Raw genomic sequence first — 22532 nt, 5'->3', positions numbered from 1 at the left:
GTGCTTGATTTAAGCCAATAAAAACCAAGCACAAACGAGATGTCGAAACACCCCATTCTCTATATCAAGCGCGGTTGCCCCTGGTGCCGTGAAGCCATGGCCTTTTTCCAGCGTCACGCGGTCGAAGTCGATCTGCGCGATGTCAACCTGAGCGCCCAGAACATGCAGCGCATGATCGAAGTCAGCGGCCAGACCAAGACCCCCACCCTCGAATTTGGCGACTTCATCGTGGCCGACTTCAGCGTGGAGGAACTCAAGGACGCCCTGGCCGAAGACCCCGAAACCCGCATGGAGCTCGGCCTCGGCGACAACTACGAAGACGACTAGGCGGGTTGCGCCCGCTGGCACTGAGGGGGATCAATCCCCCTACGGCACTGCGTGCCTACCCCGCATCGGAGCATCAGTCAGTCCGAACTGGGGTGGATTCCGCCGGTTCGTCAAGGAAACCGGCTTGCCGCAAGCGAAACGGAAACCGGCTTTATACTGCACAAACCAGTGCACCTGCACTCCTGCAACCCACGGCGGGACACCGTACGATAAAACCTCGACAGGCGGGGCGCGCCGGGCATGCTTCCCCTCATGGGCGACAAGCAGCCGAACAAAGTTTTCAGCGACCTGCAAAAGCGGATTGTCGTCGCGGCGCTGACCGCGCTGGGGGTCGTCTTTTTGTGCGCGGTTGTGTTGCTGTGCTTTTACCTGTTGAAAGTCTTTGTCAGCACTTTCAGCGGTGTCCTCTGGCCGCTGGCGGCGGCGGGCATCCTGGCCATGCTGCTGCGCCCCGTCGTCAGCCTGATCAGCCGCAAGCTGCACCTCGGGCTGATCCCTTCGATCCTTATCCTCTACGTCATCGCCATCCTCATCGCAGGGGTGGGCGTGTACGCGATCTTCGAGCTGTTTGACAAGCAGATCATCGTCTTCTTCAAAACCCTCCCCGACCAGATCACCGAACTGATCGCCTCCATCCGCCAGAAATTCCCCGACTTGATGGACATGGGGAAGAACATTTTCGGCGAACAAAAATGGGCCGCCATGATGGACCAGAGCGGCGAGCTCGCCAACCGTCTGCTGGAAGTCATCAAGAACAGCGCCGGGAGCATGGTCAGCATTCTGCAAAAATCCGGCAAGGGCGTGCTCACCTTCTTCGGCCTTTCGGCGCAGTTCGCCATCATCCCGGTGTACCTGTTTTTCCTCCTGCTGAGCGACCGCGACTTCTCGCAGGACCTCAAGCGCGAGCTGGTCTTCGTCAACGACAAGATCCGCGACGACATCGTGTTCCTCGTGCGCGAGTTTGTCGGCATCATCGTCTCGTTTTTCCGCGGCCAGATCGTGATCGGGCTCATCATGGGCGTCTGCTACGCCATCGGCTTCAGCCTCGTCGGGCTCAAGTTCGGATTCTTCATCGGCATGGCGATGGGCTTCCTCAACATCATCCCCTACCTCGGCACCATCCTCGGCCTCGGAATGGCCCTGCCCATCGGCTACCTGCAAAGCGACGGCGGTGTCTCCACCGTGATCTGGGTGCTGGGGGTCTTCGCAGCCGTGCAGGCGTTGGAGGGCTACTTTCTCACGCCGCGCATCATGGGCAAGCAGACCGGCCTGCACCCGATGGTCATCATCATCGCTATCTTCTTCTGGGGTACTGCGCTGGACGGCATCCTCGGCATGATTCTCGCCATCCCCCTGACGGCCTTCTTCGTCGTGCTCTGGCGGCTGGTCAAGGTCAAGTACCTGCCCATGCTCATGAACAAAGACGACGCCACTTCCACTCTCTCCGCCGAAGAAGCTTCCCGCGCGGAGAAAGCATAAACGGACAAAAGGCCCACAAAGCAGCCATCGCCCCCCTGACGAGAAGCCCTTCCCTTGAAAAAACCTCTGCGCCTTTGCGTCTTTGCGGTTAAAAAAAACGCGACCGATCGACCCACACGCTACAACAGCTTGGCGCACTGCGCCCACAATTCGCGGTAGGCCTTGGTGGCAGGGCTGCGACGGTCGTAGTCGGGCAGCGGACGGCGTTCGAGTCCCATGTTTTCCACCGCGCTGGCATAGGGGATGGCAGCGGGCAGGAAGCGCGTGGCATCCGCCGAAAGCTGCTTCATAAACTCGCGGTGGAGCTTCTTGCGCCGGTCGGCCATGGAGAAAAACGCCCGCACCCGCGAGGTGTCCAGCCCTTCGGTCTCCATGAACTCCATCACCTTAAGCATGGCCTGATGCGCGAGCACGGTCGGGATGATCGGCAACAAGAGCAGGTCCGAGGCGCGGAAAAGATTCTCCGCCAGCAGCGTGATGGCCGGGGGCGCATCGACCACAATGAGGTCGTACTCGTCCTCCATCCCCGCGAAAAGCCGCTTCAGGCGTGAACGGGACTTTTTCCCGGCTTCAAGCTTGGCGTCGAGTTGGCGCAGGACCAGGTCCGAGGGCATGAGAAAGAGGTTCTCGTAGTCGGACTCGCGCACCTGCTTTTCGGCGAACTTGGCCGACTTGAGCAGCTTGCCGACCTTGACCTTGCGCGCCGGGCGCATGCGAAAGTAGTACGAGGCCGAGCCCTGCGGATCGAGGTCGCACAGGAGCACGCGCCGTCCTTCGGCTGCCGCCAGGTAGCTGAGGTTGACGGCGGCGGCGGTCTTGCCCACCCCGCCCTTGAGATGGTAAAGCGTCAGGATCTTCATGAGGGTCGAAAGAGCCGCCCGGCGATGGACTTCATGCGACCGTCGGCCAGCTCGGCAAAGGCCGCCGGGAAGCCCTCGCGCAAGCGCAGGCTCCCCTCCTCCAGCCGGGCGATGAGCGCCCCGAGCGAGGCGGCGATGTTGGCCGAGTCGCGGGTTTTCAGGTCGAGCCGCGCCAGCCGCGCGGTCAGGAAATCGCGTTGCACCTTGATGTCGTTGAGGTCGCCGAGCAGGCCCTGCATCCGGCGCAGGTGGCGGATGAAGTAGCCCACCTCCTTCCCCGGAAAGAGCGAGCGGAAGAACTCCAGGTTGTAGCGCAGTTTTTTAAAGTCGATCCGCAGTTCGTGGAACGGCTCCTCGGGCGAACCGGGACCAAGCTTGCCCCCGCGCTTGAGGATGCGCGCATAGCGGCGGGAAATATTCGCGCAGGCCACGGTGTAAACCGACACCCCTGGAGCGGGTGAAAAGTCCGGGCTCGCCAGCCGGGTCGAGAACTCGCGCCACTGGAGCTTGCCCGCGGGCAGTTCCTCCGAGCGCAGAAACGCGCAGAGCTTTTTAAACTCGCGGCGACGCTCCGCCTTGAGGCGACGAAAAAAGGTCTCTACCCCTGGGTTGAAAGCGCCCGGTAAACGCGCCGTGATCGAAGCCCGCTTGAGCAGAAAAACGTCCAGGTCGCGCACAGTATTGCTGGCGCGGGCGAGCGCCCCGACGGTTTGCTTGAGCGCGTCGGTTTCCTTTTTGGGGAGCACCTCGCCGAACAGCCCAAGCGCGGACTTCGTCTGCCGCAGCGCCACCCGGTAGTGGTGCAGGAACTCCGTATCCGTGTCGTCAAGGATGCCCGGCTCGTTCGCCTCGACCACTTCCAGCGCGTGCTCCAGCACGCTCCGTGCAGCCAGGTAGGCGGGCAACTCCGGCGAAAAGCCTAGGTCCCGGTTGGGCGAGTAGCGAAAGGGATCGACCCCGCGCTCCTGTAGCGCGAGCGTCAGCGGATGCCCGCCCGGCCCTTTCTGGCGCTTGCCATAACGTCCGGCCAATAAGCAAAACTCCCTCGCCTCGGCTTCGTAGCCTTTGAGCGGACGCACGCGCCATTCGCGCAGGAAAGGCTTGCTCCCGCCGTGAAAGGCATAGCTGCCAAAACGCACGCGCAGGACAGTTTTCCCCTCGGCGTCGAGGACGCGGAAATCCCGCAGATGCGCCGTCAGCTCCGCCTGCCGCAGCAGGGCGCGAATACCACACACCTTGGCAAGCGCATCGCGCAACGGCCCTTCCTCTGCCACCTCTGACGCGAAGGCCGGAGCCCGCCGGTTTTTCCACGGGAGCGCGGCGAGCACCTCGTCGTCCGCGAGCGAACACAGGCGAAGTTCGCCGGAAGCACTCTCCAGCCCGTAGCCCTCCGCGAAGAGCCGCCAGTCGAAAGTATCGAAATAAACATGACGGCTCTGGCTCGCTCCCGCCGCCTCCAGTCCGAATTGCGCCCCCAGCGACTCTAGGCAGGCGGCTTCGGCTGTCTCGGAATCAAACAGGATGCAGGTATCGGCCTTCATGGGGGAAAAATCGGGCAACATGATGCCGCCGCAATAAAACAGCAGGCCACGGAGCAAGAACGCTACGCAGCATACCGGTGAGTATTCCGTAACACGTCCGTCACTTAAAGAGAAATCGCCTCCCTCGGCGTAATTGTAACATTGGAGGTGTGTTTCTTTCTTTAAAATAGATGCACCCAATATTGGGGGCTGTGCGCCCCCAAGCCCCGCAGTGCGTGGCCGCACACGACAATAAAAAAGCCAGCCGGATGAAACACCGGCTGGCTTGAAAGTGTCGGAGTGCGCGGGGCGCTTAGTCCATGTTCGCGACGATGGCGTCGCCGAACTCGGAGCACTTCAGCAGCTTGGCACCGTCCATCAGGCGCTCGAAGTCGTAGGTCACGGTCTTGTTGCTGATGGCACCGTTAACGCCCTTGATGATGAGGTCGGCCGCTTCGGTCCAGCCCATGTAGCGGAACATCATCTCACCCGAGAGGATGACCGAACCGGGGTTGACCTGGTCCTTGCCGGCGTACTTCGGGGCGGTCCCGTGCGTCGCTTCAAAGATGGCGTGGCCGGTGTCGTAGTTGATGTTGCCGCCGGGGGCGATGCCGATGCCGCCCACGCAGGCCGCAAGCGCGTCGGAGATATAGTCGCCGTTCAGATTGAGCGTGGCGAGCACGTCGTACTCGGCCGGGCGCGTCAGGATCTGCTGGAGCATGGCGTCGGCGATGACGTCCTTGATGATGATCTCCTTGCCCGTCTTCGGGGACTTGAAGGAGCACCAGGGGCCGCCGTCGAGCTCGGTCGCGCCGAACTCTTCCTTCGCGCACTGGTAGCCCCAGTCGCGGAAGGCGCCTTCGGTGAACTTCATGATGTTGCCCTTGTGCACGAGCGTCACCGAGTCGCGCTCGTTGTCGATCGCGTACTGGATGGCGGCCTTGACCAGGCGGTGCGTGCCTTCCTTTGAAACGGGCTTGATGCCGAGGCCCGCCGTCTCAGGGAAGCGGATCTTCTTGAACATCGCCGGGAAGTTTTCCTTCAGCAGGTCCTTGAGCTTGATGCACTCGGGGGTGCCGTTCTCGAACTCGATACCGGCGTAGATGTCTTCGGCGTTTTCACGGAAGATCACCATGTCGGTCAGGTCGGGGCGCTTGACCGGGCTGGGAACGCCCTCGAACCAACGCACCGGACGCAGGCACACATACAGGTCGAGGATCTGGCGAAGCGCGACATTGAGCGAGCGGATGCCGCCGCCGACCGGAGTCGTCAGCGGGCCCTTGATCCCTACGAGATATTCCTGGAAAGCATCCAGCGTGGCCTGCGGGAGCCAGTCACCGGTCTGGTTGAAGGATTTCTCCCCGGCAAGGACTTCCATCCACTCGATTTTACGCGAGCTGCCGTAGGCTTTTTCAACGGCGGCGTCGAAGACGCGCACCGAGGCGTTCCAGATGTCAGGGCCGGTGCCGTCGCCTTCGATGAAGGGGATGACGGGCTTGTCCGGCACGATGAGATTGCCGTTCTCGATGGTGATTTTTTCGCTCATGATAGATTAGAGTTGCTGGCAGAAGCGCGCCAGCCGTTCAAGTCCTTTGTCAATGACCTCGTCGGAGGTGGCATAGCTCAGGCGCATGCACTCGTCCGCGCCAAAGGCCACACCCGGAACGACCGCGACCAGTTCCTCTTCGAGGAGCCGGGCGGCGAAGTCCGTCGAGCTGATCCCGAGGCCGGAGAGGGAGGGAAAGAGGTAAAAGGCCCCCTGCGCGCGGCGGCAGTTGATGCCCTTGATGGCGTTGAGGCCATTGAGCAGCTTGAGCCGGCGGCTGTCGAAGACGGCCAGCATTTTGGCCACGGCGGCCTTGGCCTCGTCGCGCTGCTTGAGCGCGGCCAGCGCCCCGAACTGCGCGAAGGTCGTGGCGTTCGAGGAGGTCTGGCTCTGGAGGTCGCCCACGGCGGCGGCGATGGCCTTCGGGGCCACCAGCGTGCCCAGGCGCCAGCCGGTCATGGAAAATGTCTTGGAGAAGCCCCCCACCGTGATGGTGGACTCGGCGGCTTCCTTGCTCAGGGAGGCCGGGCTCAGGTGCGTGACGCCATCATAGAGCAGGTACTCGTAGATTTCATCGGACATGATGAGCACGCCCGCGCTCAGGCACACCTCGACCAGCGCCTCAATCTCGACCGGCGTGTAAACCGTGCCCGTCGGGTTCGAGGGACTGTTGAGGATGACGAGCTTGGTCTTCGGCGTGATGGCGGCACGAAGCTGCTCGGGTGTAATTTTAAAGTCAGCCTCCTCACCGGCGCTGATGATAACCGGGGTCGCCCCGGCCAGCTTGACCATCTCCGGGTAGCTGACCCAGAACGGCGCGGGAATGACAACCTCGTCGCCGGGGCTGCATGTGGCAAGGATCGCCAGGTAGCAGGAGTACTTGCCTCCGGGGCTGACGACGATCTGGCTCGGATCAACCTCCAGGTTGTTATCCAGCTTATACTTATCGGCCAGCGCCTTTTTCAGGGCCGGAAGGCCGGCGGCGGGGCAATACTTGGTTTGCCCCGCGCGCAAAGCTTCAACGCACGCCTCCTTGATGAATTCTGGCGTATCGAAATCAGGCTCGCCGGCTCCAAACCCGCAAACATCTTTGCCTTCGGCCTTGAGGGCTTTCGCCTTCGCATCGACGGCAAGCGTGGGGGACGGGGATATACCTTTGGCCCAGACGGATAAACGATCTTGTGACATTGCCTTAACTATGACGCTGGTTAAAAATAACGATGACCAGCGATGGTTGCCAATTGCCAGCGCAAAGCAACCCCTTTTTTGGCAGTGTCGCACAGATCCGGCCGGAAAGGCCGTTTTTACGTATCCGTCAGGCGGCCAAAGTTACTTCTTTTTCTTGGCGGCCTTCTTGGCGGGAGCCTTTTTGGCAGCGACTTTCTTCACGGCCTTCTTGGCTGCCTTTTTCACGGCTACCTTCTTGGCGGGTGCTTTCTTGACCGCAGCTTTTTTCACGGCCTTTTTGGCAACCTTCTTCGCGGGAGCCTTTTTGGCAACCTTCTTTGCCGCTACCTTTTTCGCCACGGCTTTACGGGCTACTTTTTTCGACGGCGCTTTTTTCACGGCTTTAGGGGCCGCTTTTTTCTTGGCTGTTTTTTTTGTAGGCATGTTCGTTCTAGTTTGGGTTTGGATAGAATCCTTACCAGGCGGGTTGGCGAGCAGTTCGTCCAAAGCGGTACGAAGTAGCTCTCCCACACTGATATTCCTAGCCTTTGAGGTCGTACTTAAAACAGCCTTATCCGCCTCGGCCAGACGCACCGAAATCTGTTGGTGCTCCTGAGCCGACTTCGGGACTCGGGCAAAGTTAAAGCGCGAAACTGCCAGACGCACCAGCTCGCTCAGTGAAGCCACTCCGTACTCACGCTTGAGTTTCTGAAGCTGGCGGTGTTGTCCCTGACTTATGTCAAAAGTGATGGGGAACGTCTTTTGCTTGTGCGTTGCCGTCATGATTTTTTAGCGACGTCGTCGGTATGCCCTAACGACGACAAAGTCACCTTTAAATCAGAGTACCCCTGTCAGGCAATAAAAATTTTCACCTGACCGGAAGATAAAAAGATAGCTTACAACAGAAGCGTTCGGCACTCATTGGCGCGTATTGAGTTTCCAATACAACAGTCCACCCCAGTCACAGGCAAAAAACGTCGGCGAAAGACGGTAGCGACATCACCACCTCTCATGAGTCGGACCGCTACGCAACCCGGCCCAATCCCCACCGGTAATGCCGGGCTCTGTCATGCCAGACGGATACACCGACTGCGGCAACCGCACGTGCGGGCCGGATCAGATCCCCTTGAAGGGGAGCCCCCGCACCGGTGGCAATCCCAGCCCGATCGCGCGGGGGTCAAATGTCGAAGCGGGCAGCTCGACATCAACGGCGGCGGCCAACACGGCGAAGCGCGTCTTGTCGCGGGTCTTCTCATCCACGAGGTCGATCTCCTTCACGACATACTGGTCGTCCAGTTCCTTGTAGCTGACAATCTTGAAGGTGCGCATCGCCTTGCCCTCAGTGTCAAGTTCCTCGATGCGGTTCAAGGCGCGAAAATTACGGTCGAGCGTGATGGCCACGCTCTTGAGGTCGGGGGCGTTTTTCTCCCAGCCCGGCGGGGGAAGCATATTGAAAATATCATGCGGGCGGCCCGAACGGCGCTCGCTGCCGCCGTACTCGAAGTTTTCCCAGTAGATGAAAGGCATGAGCAAGTCGAAAGGCGTGAAGACGATCCCCTCCAGTACCGGGTCACGCATCTGGGCCTTGGACATCTCGACCGCGCGACCGTTCTTGCCCGCGATCCACACCTTCGGGTTGGCCCCGTTCTGCACGATCATATCCACGGTCGGATCGCCGGAGGCGTGATCGCCCCAGATAATGATCCGGCTGAGCGGGCCCTGCTCGTTCCAGGTGCCCCAGAGATAACCCTCGTAACTGACCTTCGGCCCGCGCCGCGGATAATGGATCAATTCAAAACGGAAGACATAGTCGCCGCTCATGCGCTGACGACGGAAAGCGTCCAACTGCTCGCGCCCCTCATCAGGGGTCAGCGGAGTGACCGCCATCGACGTACGGCCCTTCTCGCCCGGCTTGGCGGCCTGGGCATAGCCAACTCCGCAAACGAAAAACAGGCTCAGCGCGGCAAAACAGCACCGCAGGGAAAACCGTTGTGCGCGATGGAGCATAGTCCGATTAATTCGCAGCCGGGGCCTCTTCGGTGGCCGGAGCTTCGTCTACAGCCGGAGCCGAAGCGGCGTCCGTCGCAGGAGCGGCAGCGTCTGACGAAGCCGGAGCATCGACAACCGGAGCGGCAGAAGCATCGGCAGCCGCGCTATCTTCAGCAGCGGTGCCCGTCACATTGACGGAGGTCGTGCCGCTGCCACCGGAGGCGGTGGGAACGTCGGTCAGGTCCGGGAGGTTTTCCTTGGCGGCCTCAGGGGCGACTCCGCTCATGCCCGGCAGGACTGCGCCTTTCTGGAGTTGCTCCTCGTAGCTGCCCAGATAACCCAGGTACAGGCCGAAGGAAATGAGGAAAAACAGACACGCGCCGGCGATGGTGCCTTTGACCAGCACATTGCTCGCGCCACCACCGAGGGCGGACTCAGCCGCGCCGCCACCGAGGGCCGCGCCCATGCCGGAGTTGGCACTGGCGCGCTGCATCAGCACGATAAGGGTAATGAAGCCGCAGATCAGGATCAGGACGACTGTAAAGAAACCTAGGATTAAACCGCTCATGGAATGATTATTCTGAAAAAGAGGCCGAAAATGAGGAAAAGTTCCCCCCGGTTCAAGCCGAAACCGCGCGGGGCCGGATTTAGGGGCCTGCCGGGGCGCGTATCCGCCTGCCGCGCAGGACTTACCGCAGGCAGGACTTACTGGAGGCCGGTCTTCTCCAGAATGCGCTGGAGATCCTCGTTGCCGTAGTACTCGATGATGATGCGCCCCTTCTTCGCCGTGTGCTTGAGGTGGACTTTGGTGTTGAGCCGGGTGGCGATCTGCTTCTCCAGGTCGCGAACGATGGTGTCCTCGGCCCCGGCGGCATTGCGGTGCGTCAGGGGGCTTTTCCCCGGCTCGCTCTTGAGGCGCTGGACCTGCTTCTCGGCTTCGCGCACGCTCATCCCGGTTTCGATAATGCGGCGGGCCAGCAGCAGGCGCTGGGCCGGGTCTTCGAGCCCGAGCAGGACCTTGGCGTGACCGGCGGAGAGCATGCCCTTGGCCACATAGCCCTGGATCTCGCGGTCGAGCTGGAGCAGGCGCAGGGCGTTGGCGACGGTGGCGCGGCCCTTCCCCACCCGCTCGGCCACGGCCTCCTGGGTCAGGTCAAAATCACCCATCAGGCTGGCGTAGGCCAGAGCCTCTTCGATGGCGTTGAGGCCCTCGCGCTGGACGTTCTCAATCAGGGAAATGACCGCCGACGAGCTGTCGGAAGCGTCCATGATGCGGGCGGCGATTTTTTTCAGGCCCAGGTGCAGGTGGGCGCGCCAACGGCGTTCACCTGCGATAAGCTCGTACTTTTGCCCGCGCTGGCGCACGACGATGGGCTGGAGCAGCCCCTCGGAGCGGATGCTCTCGGCCAGTTCCTTGACCGGCTCGGCGTTCATCTGACGGCGCGGCTGGTAAGGGCTGGGGTCAATCGACGACACGTCGATCTCGCGATAAGGACTCTCGGGCGCGGCAGGGGCCGGAGCGGGAGCCGGAACCGGCGCGGGCGCAGGAGCGGCAGCGGCAGGCTTGGGAGCGGCGCGCTTGATCGGCGTGACGCTTGTCTTCTCCTTTTTGCTGCCTTTGGCGCTCTTGCCGCGCTTGGCCTTCTTTGGGGCCGGGGCGGGCGCGGGCGTTTCCTTTTTGGCCACGCCACCGGCAATCAGATTGCCGAGGCCGCGGCCGAGTCGTTTCTTCGCTTGAGCCATCTTAGGGGTTACGCTGAGGCACGAAAATGGTTTGCCCGACTTTCAAATCGCCCGGGTTGGTGATCTGGTTGGCGTTCTGAATGTCGCGGACGCTGGAGTTGTTGTCGCGGGCGATCTTCCAGAGGCTGTCACCGGACTTGACGACGTAGGAGATACCGGTCTGCGGGTAGTCCTGGTCAAAACTCGTGGTCTGGTTCTGCTGGCTGTAGCTGCGGGCCTTCGTCAACTGGTCAAAGCCCTGCTGGGTCTGGCTGGCCAAGTCTTTCATCTGGCGGGTCATTTCCGCGTAAATCTCCTTCTTGAGGGCTGTCTCGCGGGAGGCCCAGGCTCCTTGCTGCGCGTTGACCTGCGCGCTGATCTGGTTGCACTGGGTGACGAGCGCCGACTGCTGCCGAGTCTGCGCTTCGAGGGCTTTACGCAGGGAATCGTTCTCGCGCTGGAGCGCCTCCATGTCCAGGCGCAAGCGCCCGACCTGGGCCTGAAGCTGCTCCACCTGCTGGTAAACATCGGCCAGGGTCACACGAGTCTGCCCCATCAAAGCGGGGAATGCGGCCAGCCACACGAGGCATCCTGTCAACAGACATTTCATCATAAAAAGGCCAGCTTAGGCGGTCGCCCTTTTTTGGCAAGCAGGATTACGGCAAGCCCGCGCAGACAAAAGGGACGGGCGGAACCTCACACCAGCAATTCCCGCATCTCGCCGCCTTCGAGGCGAGTGCCCTCGGGCAAATCAAAGCCACTGAGGAAGTCGCGGGCCGGGAGCATTTTCCCGCCGGGGCGCTGGAGCTGGAGGATCCGCAGCACGCCGTTGCCGGTGGCGATGTCCACCCCTTCGCGGCCCGCCTCGATAACGGAGCCGGGTGCAAGATGCTCCGGAGCCACGGCGCTGCCAAGGGCGAGCGCCTGCCGGACTTTCAAGCGTGTCTCACCCACTTCGCAGAAACAGCCCGGCCACGGATCGAGGCCGTTGATACGCGAGGCCAGTACATGAGCCGGGGCAGTGAAATCAAGCTGGCCGTCCGTTTTTTCCAGCTTGCGGCAATAGGTTACAGCCGACTCATCCTGCTCGTTAAAAACTGCCCGTCCGGACAGCAGAGCGTCCAGGTTGCGGGCCAGCAGTGGCACGGTGGCGGCGGAGAGTTTTTCCCGCACGGAGGCGCCGGTGTCGAGCGGCTCGACAGCGACCGCCTCGGTGTCGAGCACGGGTCCGGCGTCCATCTTCGGGACGATCCGCATCAGGCTCACGCCTGTCTCGGCCTCGCCGCAGGCCACCGCCGTCTCGACCGGCGAGGCTCCCCGGAACTTCGGCAGGAGCGAGGCGTGGAAATTCACATAGCCCAACGCCGGGGCGGCCAGCAGGCGCTTGCGCAGCAAGTGTCCGTAGGCCATGACGAAGACCAGCCGCACCCCTTGCTCCTCCAGCCATTCGGCCTCGTCGGCACCGGGCTTTTCCGGCTGGAGCAACGGCAGCCCAAGCTCGCGCGCAGCGGCGGCCAGCGGGTTGGGCTGAAGGTGCTTCCCCCTGCCCTTCGGACGATCCGGCTGGCTGAAAACGCCAGCCACCACGACCTTGTCCGCCGCCTCGACGGCGAGATAACGCAGTACCGGCACGGCTATCGCGTCGGAACCCATAAAAACGACTCGGGGAAGATCGGACATCGTTTTATTAACCACAGAAAACACAGAGAGCACAAAGGAATAAGACCTATTCGTCAGCGTGGGGGCAGCTCATCTTCCTCAAGCTGCTCAATAGAAAAATCAGAGTAAAGAACCAATACACGCTCCGGGTAGCGGGGCCAAGAATACATCAACGTCCTGCGACTGTTCGCCCCATCTGCCAATCGAAGGCTTTTTCTTTTTCAATAACAACAAACAGGCGGCGAAGCTTCATCCGGGAGTCCTTTTACTTCCGTCCGGGCTTCTTGCGTTGGCCTTTTTTGCGGTACTCGGTGATGGTGAGTTCCTTGCGGCGGTTTTCGGTGGGCTTGCCCACGAGGTCGAAGCGGATCGGGCAGCCGCTGAGCTTGAACTCCTTCTGGAAGCCGGATTCGAGGTAGCGGCGGTAGTTGTCGTCGAAGCGCTCCTCGGAGTTGCAGAACAGCCGGATGCGGAAGGGCCAGCGCCCGGTCTGCACCGCGTAGTAGATCTTGAAGCGCTTGCCGTTGACGAGCTTGGGCGGCTTCTTTTCCACCAGCGCCTTGACCAGGCGGTTCATGGGGCCGGTGGGCAGTTCGCGGGTCAGGGTCTGCTGAACCTCGGCGGCTTTTTTCAAAATGTCCTCAACCCGGAAGTTCTCCAGCGCGGAAGTGAAAATAACCGGCGAGTCGGGCAGGAAAAACAGCTCCTTGCGCACGGCCTCGACGAAGCCCTTGCGGAACTCGGCCTCGGTCTCGTAGCCCTTGACCGGCTCGCGGCGGAACATGTCCCGGACGTAGTCCCACTTGTTCACGACCATAACGAGCCCGACGCCCGCCTCCAGGATTTCCCCTGCCAGTTTTTTGTCGTGCTTGGTCACGCCGGTCATGGCGTCGAGCACGAGAAAGACCACGTCGGAGCGCCGGATGGCCTCCTCCGAGCGCAGGGTGGAAAAGTAGTCCAGCGACGAGCCGAGCTTGCGCTTGGGCTTGAGACCGGCGGTATCGACCAGCCGGAAGTGCCATTGCGTGCCCTTGTCGGTGGTGTAGTCGAGGTCGGCCTCAATGGCGTCGCGCGTGGTCCCGGCCACTTCGCTCACGATCAGGCGCTCGGAGTTGAGCAGGCGATTGCCGAGGGAGGATTTGCCGACGTTGGGCTTCCCGGCCAGGCAAATGCGGGTGCGGCGCGGGCCTTTTTGCTCCGGATTGTCCACCTTGGGCGCGGGCCCGAGGATGCGCAGGATGGCGTCCTGCAGGCGGTCAAAGCCGTTGCCGTGCTCGGCGGAAACCCCGCAGGCGGGCTTGAACCCGAGCGGCGTAAACTCAAGCTGATGCGTGCTCGAGCCCTTGCAGTCCATCTTGTTCATGACGAGGATGGTGGGCTTGTTGTACCGACGGAGCTGGATGGCCAGCTCCTCGTCCACCGTGGTCAGGCCCTCGGAGGCATCGACGACAAAGAGCACAAGCGAGGCGGCCATGATCGCGAAGTCCGCCTGCTCCTCGGTCGCGGCGTGAATCATCTCCGGGGTCATCTCGGGCTTAACCCCGATACCGCCGGTGTCCATGAGGTGATAGCCGCCCTCGGCCACAAACTCCGTGGCGAGGTCGCGGGTCACCCCCGGCATGTCGTGAACGATGGCCACGCGCCGCCCGACGAGTCGGTTAAAGATCCGGCTCTTGCCGACATTGGGACGGCCAACGAGGGCCACGCTACGTTCGAGATTCATATAAAGAGGAAGAGTTTTTACCGCAAAGACACAAAGGCGCAAAGGAATTGTTTCCGAGAAATAGATACAGATCAAACGCAGGTGACGTTAATAAACAAAGCACTTATCCCTCTTTGTGTCTCTGCGTCTTTGCGGTTAATAAAAAGACTAAAGCTTCAAACTCCCCACATAGCGCTCGATAGCGGTGGTGGCGGTGATGAGTTGTTCGTAGCTGTTGGAGAAGCTGGCGCGGAAGAAGCCCTCGCCGCTGCGACCGAAGGCGGTGCCGGGGACGACGGCGACTTTTTCCGCCTTGAGCAAGCCCTGGCAGAAGTCCATCGACGTGCCCGAAAAGCCCTTCGGGAGCGCCGGGAAGGCGTAGAAGGTGCCCTTGGGGACGTGGCACTTGAGGCCGATTTCGTTAAAGCGGCGGGTGATGTAGTCGCGGCGGCGCTGGTACTGGTCCTTCATCTTGGCCACGCTCTCGGCGCCGTTGGTGATCGCCTCGACCCCGGCCTCCTGGCTGAGAATGGGCGCGCACATCATGGCGTACTGGTGGACCTTCATCATGGCCTCGACCAGCGGCGCCGGGCCGCAGGCGAAGCCGAGTCGGAAGCCCGTCATCGCCCAGGCCTTGGAAAAACCGTGCAGGAAAATCGTGCGCTCCTGCATGCCGGGCAGGCTGGCGATGGAGGTGTGCGTGCCCTCGTAGGTCAGCTCGGCGTAAACCTCGTCGCTGATCACGAGCATGTCCTTTTCGATGACGAACTTGGCCAGCTTTTCGAGCTTGGCGCGGTCGGTCACGCCGCCGGTCGGGTTGGTCGGGAAGTTGAGGATGAGCACCTTCACGCCCGGCTCCCAGGCTTCGATCACCTTGTCCGGGTCGAGCGCGAAGTCGTCCGCCGCCGAGGTCGCCACCGGGATGGCCTGCCCGTGCACGAGCGTCACGCTCGGGTGGTACGAGACGTAACAGGGCTCGTGGTAGAGCACCTTGTCGCCGGGGTTGATGACGGCCCGCAGGGCGATGTCGAGCGCCTCGGAGACCCCGACCGTGACGAGGATCTCGGACTCGGGCTTGTAGCCCATGCCGAAGTTTTTCCCGATGTAGTCGGCCAGCACCTGACGCAGGCGCAGCAGGCCACGGTTGTCCGTGTAGGAGGTCTTGCCCCGCTCCAGGGCGAAGATGGCGGCCTCGCGGATATGCCAGGGCGTCACGAAATCAGGCTCGCCAATGCCGAGCGAGATCGCGTCCTTCATCTGGGAGACGATGGCGAAAAAGTCACGGATGCCCGAGCGGGGAAGCCCGGCCACGTGGCGCGCCACGAATTGCTGAGGGTCGTACATGTCGGTGGTGGTTTTTTTATGAAAATGGGATCGGCGATGGGCTCAAGTCAGGAGTTTTGCGGGAAATGTCGGGTTGAAACAAAAAAGGCCGCCTTCGCGGCAGCCTCATGAGGGATACGGTGCGCGGGGCACCGGCCTATGGGCTGACCGAGGGTTTGTCTTCTGCGGCGGCGGGACGGGCGATGAAGTAGCCCTGCTCCTTGTAAGCCTTGAGCATGAAGTGCGTGGCCGTCGAAACCACACCGTCGAGCGTGGCCAGCTTTTCAAAGACAAAGGAGGCGATGCGCTTGAGGTTCTCGGCGTGAATAATCAACAGCAGGTCGTAGGCACCGGACATGAGGTAGCAGGACTCAACGCGGTCGAACTTGCTGATGCGCTCGGCCAGCCGGTCAAAGCCGCCCTCGCGCTCGGGGCTGATCTTTACCTCGATGACGGCATGCACGATTTCGTCGCCCCCGAAGTCGGGGTTGATGATCGGCCGCCAGCCCATGAGGATGCCTTCTTCCTTGAGGTTTTCCAGTTCCACGGCCACCTGAGTCTCGGACATGCCGAGCACTTCGCCCATCTGCTCAGTGCTGAGGGGTTCGCCTTCGAGGAGGAGTTTGAGGACTGGATTCATCGCGGAAAAAGGAGCTTATATGCACCTCTCGCGGGCACTGTGCAACAAAAATCCAGCCAGGGGGCACCAGTGGCCCCCACTCAGGCACGTAAGCGGCGGCGGAGCAGAAGAACCCCCACCCCGGCGAGCGCGAGAAAGGCGATGGTCGAGGGCTCGGGAACGGAGGCGTAGTACTTGGCGATGTCGATGAACATCTCCGTCGGGACGTGTTCGCCGTCCTCGAATCCGGCCATGTTGATCATGATAACCACCGTGCGGTCGGTCTCCGGGTCGTACATGATGATGTGCTGGTAGCCGAGAAATTCGCCGCTGTGGCCGAGCCATTCCTCGATCTCCCCGATGCCCAGCCCGTACTCGTCGTAGTAGGGGCCAGCCCCGTCGGCGGCCACCATGAGCAGGCGCTCGGCCTGCATGGCCGCAGCCTCCGGGCTGTCGCCGTAGAGCGAGGAACCGTCCGCAAGGATACCCGTGGCAACGGCTTCGATCCACTGGCGCAGGTCGTCGAAGGTCGAGATCATGGCCCCGGCACCCGCCGCCATCGTGGGGTTGGCCGCTGTGAAGTCTTCATAAATCCCCTCCCCGTCCGGGCCGTAACCGTGCGCGTGCTCGCCGGTGAAGTTGATGTCGGTCGGGTAATAGGTGTCGGCGGAAAGCCCCACCGGGTCGAAGACGTGCGTGCGCAGTTCATCGCCGAGCGAGTTCCCTGTCACCGCCTCGACAATCATGCCCAGCAGCACGGTGTTGGTATTGGAATAGGTCCAGGTGGCCGGGGTGGCGGGCATGCCCTTGGCAAAGTCGATCAATTGGGACTCGGTGTAGCTGGTGCTGATGTCGTTGATGAGGCCGTTCATCATGCCCTCCGAGGCGGAGTAGTTGGCCAGGCTGCTGGTCATGCGGGCCAGGTCGCGGATCGTGACCGGGTTCGAGGCATTGAAGCTCGGGTCGGTGTTCAGGCCGGCGAGCGAAATCCCGCCCATGCCGTCGTAGTTCGAGATCGGGTCGTCGAGGCCGATCACCCCCTCGGCGGCAAGCTGCAAGATGCGCGTGACGGTAAAGGTCTTGGTCAGGCTGGCGATGCGCATCTGGTCAGAATACTGCATGGCCACGGGGTTCGAGCCGGGCACGCCGGAGGCGTCCAGATCGAGGTCGCTGTATCCACGGGCGGATACAGTCACGGCCGTGTCCCCCTGCCAGACGCCGACCACCATTCCCGGAATGTCGGCCCGCCCCGGCTGGTCGTAGTGCGCGTCAATGATCGCCTCGATGTCGCTCTGCTCGGAAGCGGCAGCCTGCGAACCGCCCCAGAAGGCCGTCAGCACCAACAACGCCAGCGGCGCACGTAAACACTCTTTCGCGGGGAAAAACAAAAACATCCTTGGCGAAGAAGAGCACAAATACCCCAACCGCAAGCCCTGTCTGGCTTTTACACTTTAATTACGAGCAATTCCTCTTTGACAAGCGGCAGGAAAAGGGTTGCCCGCCAGGGGCTGTTACCAAGGACCAAGCCGACGTCACACCAACTCAGGTAAAATAGCCGCGCTGCTTGTCGGAGATGGGCATGGCGAGCTTTTCCATCACGGCGAGCATGTCCTCCCAGACCTGGCGCTTGACCTGTGGGGAGTCCTGATGAAGCAGGTACGAGGGATGGAAAGTAATGATGGTCGGGATGCCCTCGAACTCGCGCCAGGAGCCACGCTTGCGGCGGATGCCCTGCCCCTGTCCGAAGCCGAACAGTCCGTCAACGGCGGTCGCGCCGAGGGCGACGATCACCTTTGGCTGGACGATCTCGATCTGCGCCTTGAGGTGCGGCAGGCAGTAGGCCATTTCGACCTCCGCCGGCTTGCGGTTGCCGAAGGGCTTGTCGTGCTCGGGTCGCCAGTTCATGATGTTGCCGATATAGACCTGCTCGCGCTTGAGCCCCATCGCGCCGATGATCTTGGTCAACAATTGCCCCGCCGCACCGACAAAGGGCTCGCCCTGCGTCTCCTCGTCCGCGCCGGGGGCTTCCCCGCAGAAGAAAATGTCCGCATCCAGACTGCCCACGCCGAGGACGAGTTTTTTGTCCGGCTTGACGTGCTCCAGGCACACGGGGTCGTTCATCACCCGCTCGCGCAGCCACTCCCAACGGCTCTGCTTGTCGCCACCGGGAAGGGTAAAGGGCTTGGGCGCGGGGATGGGTTTGACAAAGTCCGGCAACCCGGCCGCAGACGGCCCCGTCGCGGCGGCCACCTTGACCTCCGGCGCTTTCTTTTTGGCGGCGGGCGCCGCGCTCCCCGGCAGGACAATTCCGCTCGAACGCTCGCCGGAATCAACCGGCTCGCGGTAGTCCGGACGCCGCGCCTCAGGAGCCGTAACCCCGGACGAAAACGCCTGCTCGCCCGGCTCAGGCACGGGCGCGAAGCGTTCCTTCGCCGCCGGTGTGGAGTCGCTGGCACTCCCCTGCCCCCGGCGCGCGGCCACCGCCTGACGCAGGGACGTGAGCGCCTCCTCGCTGACGGCGACGCTGCTCACGCCCTCCTCGCGGAGGCGCTTGAGTTCATCGACGACGGCCAGCAGTTCGTTGCGCATGGGCAATCACCATAGGGCGGCGCGGGCCGCGTTCAAGCGTCTTTCTGAAGCAGGCGCTCCAGGTACTTGGCCAGCATGTCAAACTCGAGGTTGACCCGGTCCCCGGCTTTTTTCTGGCGCAGGTTGGTCACTTCGATGGTGTGCGGGATGATCCACACCGCGAAGCCGTCCTCGTGCAGCTCGGCCACGGTCAGGGAAATCCCGTCGATCGCGATACTGCCCTTGGGGGCAAGGTACTTGCCGGTGCCGGCGGGGATTTTTACGCGGATGTAGATGTCCTTGCCGCGCTCTTCGAGGACGGTGATGGTGCCGGTCTCATCGATGTGCCCCTGCACGAAGTGGCCGCCCAGGCGGCCATTGGCGGCGAGGCTGCGCTCCAGGTTGATGAGTGAACCGGGCGCGAGGTCCGCAAAGGAGGTCAGGCGCACGGTCTGGCCCAGCAGGTCAAAGCGCAGGGTGTCCGCGCCGATCTCGACCACGGTCAGGCAGCAGCCATTGCAGGCCACGCTGTCGCCGATCTTGAGACCGTCGAGCACGTCCTTCGCGCGAACAACCAGGCGGTAAGCTTCCTTTTCCTCCGAGAAGGAAACGACCTCCCCGGTTTCTTCGACAATTCCCGTAAACATAAAATCTCCCGTTTAATCCGTTGTGCTGTTTTCTTGGAAAAAATGCCAAACTTAAAAACGATAGCAGTGAATCAATAAAAAATGAGAAATAAGAAATGACCAATGATAAATAAGTGCTCCGCCCCTTGTCACTTGAGCTTGATGCGAAGGACCTTGGTCTCGTTGTTGCGCTCGACGAGCATGACGGCCTCGCTCTTGTCAGTATCACTTTCGATGGCGGCAAGAATCTCCCGGGCCTGCGCGAAGGTGTTTATCTCCGTGCCGTCGATCTCCTTGATCCAGTCGCCAACCTGGAGCCCGCCCGAGCTGACCTTGCTGTTGGGCTTGATGAAGTCGGCCACCACGCCGCCCACGTCCGAACGCAACTGCCGCCGGGCAATCCCGTCCATGAGCAGGAACTCGCGGATGCCCAGCCCGAGGCCGGGGTAGTATTCGCGCTCGGCTTCCTTGAGCACTTTCGGCTGCTGGCCCAGTTCGAATTCGAGGTCTTTCTCCTCGTCGCCCCGGATCACGGTGAGCGTCACCTTGTCGCCGATCTGGCGGGACATCAGTTCGGTCTCCACGTAGCGGGGGGTGATCACGTCGGGCCGAAGCTTGGGCAGCGGTTGGCCGTCGATTTTGATAATAATGTCCTTGCCGCTCAGGTCGCCCTTGGCGGCTGGGCTGTCCTCGATGATGTCGCTCACCACGACCGCGCCCTGCCCTTCCAGTCCGAGGAACTGCGCCACCTCGCGCGAAAGCGGCTGCATCCCGGTGGCCCCGAGCCACGGGCGAGCGTCACCCTCCGGCGTGGCGGGCACGCGCTGGATAAAGTCATAGAAGCGCTCCACAGTCAGAAAGGCATTCGTCTCACGCAGGTCCTGCAAACCGACGGGACGCTGCTGCCCGGTGTCGAGGATGAGGAGCTTTTCCTCTGTGCTGGGGCGACTGCCCCACCCGGCAAAGCGCCCCTGCGCGTCAAACAATACCGAGCCCGGCGAGGTCGAGGCTCGCACGGTGAAGCCGATCTCCCAAGGGAGCTTTTCCACTGCCGAGAGGCGGCTGCACAGGAAATACGGCAGGAAATGCCAGGGCTTGTTCATCACGCCGATGCCCCAGAGAAATTGCCCGGTCTTGATGTCGGACTTGCCCCACTGCGTCACGGGGACGAACTCGCCCAGCCCGTCCGTCAACTGGAGAAAATGGTGTCCGGTGAGAAAATCCTGTCCCAGGTAGCGGGCCGGATAGCCCTCCACATCCTCACCCAGCGGGCGCACGCGGATGTCTTTGAAACGCTCGGGCGGGAGCCACGAGGGCATGGCGTTGTCGAGCAGGATGATCCGCCCCTCCGCGTCGAAGACCACCCCGACCGCGCCCAGCGGTTCGCGGTCGATCTCGTTCTGCACGAACATCTCCACCGCCACCACGCTCTTGGTCCGCTCGTTAAAGAGGGTCTCGAAATTCTCCGGCATCGCCGCCGACACCCCGTCACTGGCCGGGGCGACAGCGGGAGCCGCCTCTTGGGCCCGGAGCCCCGCCGCCAGCAGCAGCAATGATAAAACCGAGATGATCGAAAAACGTTGGCTCAGAGACATAGTTCTCCAGTCAAACCTCCCCCCGCCCAAGGTTCAATCCGAAACCGGGTGCGTGTGCGTGGCCGCACAGAACGCAGGACGCAGTCCTGCACCTGTGATCCTCTCGGATCACTGATGCCACCGCTTGGAGCGGCGGCATGGGCAACGGTGACGGACGCCGATTCAAACGAACTTCGTACACGTTCCTCGAGCAAGATGAGAAACCTGTAGGCAAATTTCCATCGACTGTACGTTCCCCTACTCGTCCAGAAAGACCGCTACGCCTGATTGCCGATCCAGCCAAACGCCTCAGCCCCCTTCCCACATCCCTCCGCCGTGTCCCTGTATGCCCAACGCAGTTCGTTTGAGCCGGCGTCAACCGCCTTCGCCCATGACTCCGCGTTGGCGGAGTCATCCGGATGCGCAGCATCCAGGGTGCAGGGCATGCCCTGCTGCCCTGCCTAGGGTTTGAGGACCATGAAGCGGACCTGGTGGTTGCGGTTGACTTCGATCAGGGTCTTTTGCGGGTCGGCTTCGTAGGACTGGTAAATGGCCTCCAGTTCCTTCAGCGAGTCGAGGGTCTGGCGATTGACCTTGGTGATGACGTCGCCCCGGCGGATACCCGCCTCGTAGGCCGGGAAGGCAGGTTGCACGCCCACCACGACAAAGCCGTCCGTCGAGTCGAGGTTTTCCTCACGGGCGATGGAGCGGCTGATTTTCTGCACGCCCAGGCCCCAGCCCTCCAGCGCGGTTTCCTCACCGATACGGCTCTCCAGCGGCTCTGTCACTACCGGCATCTCAATGGTCTGGAAGCCGCGCTTGACCTTGAGGTTGACCGTCTGGCCGGGGGCGCGGCTGGCGATAAAATTCTGGATCGCGGGCAACTGCTCCGGAAAGCGCCCGTCCATCGCCTGCCCGTCGATCTCCAGCACGATATCGCCGGGGCGCAGCCCGGCCTCGGCCACCGGCGAGCCGGGGTCAACGCTCTGTACGAGCATCCCGCGGTTGCTTTCCAGTTCGTAAAAATTCTCCAGGTCCTGCATGGGGCCGGGGCGCAGGCCGATGTAGCTGCGCACGATGCTGCTGTCGTGGATGAGGTCGTCCATCACGGCCCGGGCGATGTCTGAGGGCACGGCAAAGCCGAGGTTTTCGGCCCCGAGGTAGCCCCGGGTGTTGATCCCGATGACGCGCCCGTCCGGCAACACGAGCGGGCCGCCGCTGTTGCCGGGGTTGATGGCGGCGTCGGTCTGGAGCCAGGTATTAAAATACCCGGTCTCGTAACCGCGCCCCACGGTCGAGCCCTCGAAGTAGCGGTCGGTGTTGGAAATGATCCCCCGGGTGACGGTACGGCTAAGGCCGTTGGGCGTGCCCACGGCGTAAACGGTCTGCCCCGGCACAAGCTCGGCGGAGTCCCCGAACTGCGCGTAATCGAAGGACAGGCCGCGCTTTTCAAGGGAGTCGGGGTCGATCTTGACCACGGCGAGGTCCGTCCAGTGGTCCCAGCCAACCAACTCGGCATCGACACGTTCGAGGTTGTTGAGCGTGACCATGATGCGCTCGGCGTAGGGGTTGACGACGTGGGCGTTGGTCAGGATGTGGCCCTCGCGCGTCATAATCACCCCCGAGCCGACGCCGTGCTGGGTCCGCTTGGCCCCCTCGTCAAAGGTCGTCTCCCACACATCGAGCCGGACCACCGCGTCAAGCAGGCGCTGAAAGCCCGGTTCGATGTCGTCCACGGCGGTCGAGACGCGTTCGCGATCCCGCGTGGCGAAGCGGGGCGTGATCGCGTGCAGGGCCGGGGCCGCCAACAAGCATGCGAACAAAACAGAGAGAACCGGGGCAAAAATCCGC

The 22532-nt window shown here is 62.1% G+C and carries 20 protein-coding genes; 2 read left to right on the top strand and 18 right to left on the bottom strand.

Annotated features, from left to right (window positions below; translation table 11 throughout):
- Positions 1 to 39 precede the first annotated feature (39 nt).
- Positions 40 to 327 (top strand): glutaredoxin family protein, encoded by a 288-nt coding sequence (locus H5P28_RS04805; protein ID WP_185674581.1) that lies wholly within the window; start codon positions 40 to 42, stop codon positions 325 to 327.
- Positions 328 to 579: 252 nt separating this feature from the next.
- Positions 580 to 1806: an AI-2E family transporter gene (locus H5P28_RS04800; protein ID WP_185674580.1), complete on the top strand. Its 1227-nt coding sequence runs from the start codon at positions 580 to 582 to the stop codon at positions 1804 to 1806.
- Positions 1807 to 1925: 119 nt separating this feature from the next.
- On the opposite strand, the gene H5P28_RS04795 is transcribed toward H5P28_RS04800, so the two are convergent.
- From H5P28_RS04795 to H5P28_RS04710, 18 genes are all read right to left on the bottom strand, one after another.
- Positions 1926 to 2666 carry a ParA family protein gene (locus H5P28_RS04795; protein WP_185674579.1) on the bottom strand — a complete coding sequence of 247 codons (741 nt, stop codon included), beginning with the start codon at positions 2664 to 2666 and terminating at the stop codon, positions 1926 to 1928.
- Positions 2663 to 4228, bottom strand: a complete 1566-nt coding sequence (locus tag H5P28_RS04790) for a CHAD domain-containing protein (RefSeq protein WP_185674578.1) — start codon at positions 4226 to 4228, stop codon at positions 2663 to 2665. Before H5P28_RS04790 ends, H5P28_RS04795 begins: the two co-directional genes overlap by 4 nt.
- 271 nt (positions 4229 to 4499) lie before the next feature.
- Entirely contained in the window at positions 4500 to 5732 is a 1233-nt protein-coding gene (icd, locus tag H5P28_RS04785; RefSeq protein WP_185674577.1) for an NADP-dependent isocitrate dehydrogenase, read from the bottom strand.
- Positions 5733 to 5738: 6 nt separating this feature from the next.
- Positions 5739 to 6920 (bottom strand): pyridoxal phosphate-dependent aminotransferase, encoded by a 1182-nt coding sequence (locus tag H5P28_RS04780; RefSeq protein WP_185674576.1) that lies wholly within the window; start codon positions 6918 to 6920, stop codon positions 5739 to 5741.
- 141 nt (positions 6921 to 7061) lie between these two features.
- Positions 7062 to 7682, bottom strand: coding sequence for a CopG family transcriptional regulator (locus tag H5P28_RS04775; RefSeq protein ID WP_185674575.1), 621 nt, complete (start codon positions 7680 to 7682; stop codon positions 7062 to 7064).
- A gap of 333 nt (positions 7683 to 8015) precedes the next feature.
- Complete coding sequence (locus H5P28_RS04770; RefSeq protein ID WP_185674574.1) at positions 8016 to 8906, bottom strand: outer membrane lipoprotein-sorting protein; 891 nt, start codon at positions 8904 to 8906, stop codon at positions 8016 to 8018.
- 7 nt (positions 8907 to 8913) lie between these two features.
- Complete coding sequence (gene secG, locus H5P28_RS04765) at positions 8914 to 9456, bottom strand: preprotein translocase subunit SecG (RefSeq protein WP_185674573.1); 543 nt, start codon at positions 9454 to 9456, stop codon at positions 8914 to 8916.
- Between the two features lie 137 nt (positions 9457 to 9593).
- Positions 9594 to 10631, bottom strand: a complete 1038-nt coding sequence (locus H5P28_RS04760) for a ParB/RepB/Spo0J family partition protein (RefSeq protein ID WP_185674572.1) — start codon at positions 10629 to 10631, stop codon at positions 9594 to 9596.
- Position 10632: 1 nt separating this feature from the next.
- On the bottom strand, positions 10633 to 11166 hold the full coding sequence (locus H5P28_RS04755) for a LysM peptidoglycan-binding domain-containing protein (protein ID WP_185674571.1): 534 nt from the start codon (positions 11164 to 11166) through the stop codon (positions 10633 to 10635).
- A 140-nt stretch (positions 11167 to 11306) separates the two neighbouring features.
- Entirely contained in the window at positions 11307 to 12290 is a 984-nt protein-coding gene (fmt, locus tag H5P28_RS04750) for a methionyl-tRNA formyltransferase (protein WP_221773358.1), read from the bottom strand.
- Between the two features lie 244 nt (positions 12291 to 12534).
- On the bottom strand, positions 12535 to 13992 hold the full coding sequence (der, locus tag H5P28_RS04745) for a ribosome biogenesis GTPase Der (protein WP_185674570.1): 1458 nt from the start codon (positions 13990 to 13992) through the stop codon (positions 12535 to 12537).
- 147 nt (positions 13993 to 14139) lie between these two features.
- Positions 14140 to 15315: an aminotransferase class I/II-fold pyridoxal phosphate-dependent enzyme gene (locus H5P28_RS04740; protein ID WP_185674569.1), complete on the bottom strand. Its 1176-nt coding sequence runs from the start codon at positions 15313 to 15315 to the stop codon at positions 14140 to 14142.
- A gap of 136 nt (positions 15316 to 15451) precedes the next feature.
- On the bottom strand, positions 15452 to 15934 hold the full coding sequence (locus H5P28_RS04735; RefSeq protein WP_185674568.1) for an Lrp/AsnC family transcriptional regulator: 483 nt from the start codon (positions 15932 to 15934) through the stop codon (positions 15452 to 15454).
- A gap of 80 nt (positions 15935 to 16014) precedes the next feature.
- Complete coding sequence (locus tag H5P28_RS04730; RefSeq protein WP_185674567.1) at positions 16015 to 17301, bottom strand: serine hydrolase domain-containing protein; 1287 nt, start codon at positions 17299 to 17301, stop codon at positions 16015 to 16017.
- 154 nt (positions 17302 to 17455) lie between these two features.
- Positions 17456 to 18502 carry a uracil-DNA glycosylase gene (locus H5P28_RS04725; RefSeq protein WP_185674566.1) on the bottom strand — a complete coding sequence of 349 codons (1047 nt, stop codon included), beginning with the start codon at positions 18500 to 18502 and terminating at the stop codon, positions 17456 to 17458.
- Between the two features lie 32 nt (positions 18503 to 18534).
- On the bottom strand, positions 18535 to 19128 hold the full coding sequence (locus tag H5P28_RS04720) for a riboflavin synthase (protein WP_185674565.1): 594 nt from the start codon (positions 19126 to 19128) through the stop codon (positions 18535 to 18537).
- A gap of 128 nt (positions 19129 to 19256) precedes the next feature.
- A complete protein-coding gene (locus H5P28_RS04715) occupies positions 19257 to 20702 on the bottom strand; it encodes a PDZ domain-containing protein (RefSeq protein WP_185674564.1) in 1446 nt (481 codons plus the stop codon).
- A 440-nt stretch (positions 20703 to 21142) separates the two neighbouring features.
- Positions 21143 to 22492, bottom strand: coding sequence for a trypsin-like peptidase domain-containing protein (locus H5P28_RS04710; RefSeq protein WP_221773357.1), 1350 nt, complete (start codon positions 22490 to 22492; stop codon positions 21143 to 21145).
- Positions 22493 to 22532 lie beyond the last annotated feature (40 nt).

Source organism: Ruficoccus amylovorans (genome assembly GCF_014230085.1).
GTDB lineage: Bacteria > Verrucomicrobiota > Verrucomicrobiia > Opitutales > Cerasicoccaceae > Ruficoccus > Ruficoccus amylovorans.
Note: the sequence above shows the minus strand (reverse complement) of the source record. Positions and strands in the feature narration are given on the sequence as shown.

Coding starts and splice junctions, on each gene's coding strand:
- H5P28_RS04770 (WP_185674574.1), bottom strand. CDS start 8,906: ATGCTCCATCGCGCACAACGGTTTTCCCTGCGGTGCTGTTTTGCCGCG.
- icd (WP_185674577.1), bottom strand. CDS start 5,732: ATGAGCGAAAAAATCACCATCGAGAACGGCAATCTCATCGTGCCGGAC.
- H5P28_RS04775 (WP_185674575.1), bottom strand. CDS start 7,682: ATGACGGCAACGCACAAGCAAAAGACGTTCCCCATCACTTTTGACATA.
- H5P28_RS04780 (WP_185674576.1), bottom strand. CDS start 6,920: ATGTCACAAGATCGTTTATCCGTCTGGGCCAAAGGTATATCCCCGTCC.
- H5P28_RS04720 (WP_185674565.1), bottom strand. CDS start 19,128: ATGTTTACGGGAATTGTCGAAGAAACCGGGGAGGTCGTTTCCTTCTCG.
- H5P28_RS04760 (WP_185674572.1), bottom strand. CDS start 10,631: ATGGCTCAAGCGAAGAAACGACTCGGCCGCGGCCTCGGCAATCTGATT.
- H5P28_RS04740 (WP_185674569.1), bottom strand. CDS start 15,315: ATGTACGACCCTCAGCAATTCGTGGCGCGCCACGTGGCCGGGCTTCCC.
- H5P28_RS04805 (WP_185674581.1), top strand. CDS start 40: ATGTCGAAACACCCCATTCTCTATATCAAGCGCGGTTGCCCCTGGTGC.
- H5P28_RS04790 (WP_185674578.1), bottom strand. CDS start 4,228: ATGTTGCCCGATTTTTCCCCCATGAAGGCCGATACCTGCATCCTGTTT.
- secG (WP_185674573.1), bottom strand. CDS start 9,456: ATGAGCGGTTTAATCCTAGGTTTCTTTACAGTCGTCCTGATCCTGATC.
- H5P28_RS04725 (WP_185674566.1), bottom strand. CDS start 18,502: ATGCGCAACGAACTGCTGGCCGTCGTCGATGAACTCAAGCGCCTCCGC.
- fmt (WP_221773358.1), bottom strand. CDS start 12,290: ATGTCCGATCTTCCCCGAGTCGTTTTTATGGGTTCCGACGCGATAGCC.
- H5P28_RS04735 (WP_185674568.1), bottom strand. CDS start 15,934: ATGAATCCAGTCCTCAAACTCCTCCTCGAAGGCGAACCCCTCAGCACT.
- H5P28_RS04755 (WP_185674571.1), bottom strand. CDS start 11,166: ATGGGGCAGACTCGTGTGACCCTGGCCGATGTTTACCAGCAGGTGGAG.
- H5P28_RS04715 (WP_185674564.1), bottom strand. CDS start 20,702: ATGTCTCTGAGCCAACGTTTTTCGATCATCTCGGTTTTATCATTGCTG.
- H5P28_RS04795 (WP_185674579.1), bottom strand. CDS start 2,666: ATGAAGATCCTGACGCTTTACCATCTCAAGGGCGGGGTGGGCAAGACC.
- H5P28_RS04800 (WP_185674580.1), top strand. CDS start 580: ATGGGCGACAAGCAGCCGAACAAAGTTTTCAGCGACCTGCAAAAGCGG.
- der (WP_185674570.1), bottom strand. CDS start 13,992: ATGAATCTCGAACGTAGCGTGGCCCTCGTTGGCCGTCCCAATGTCGGC.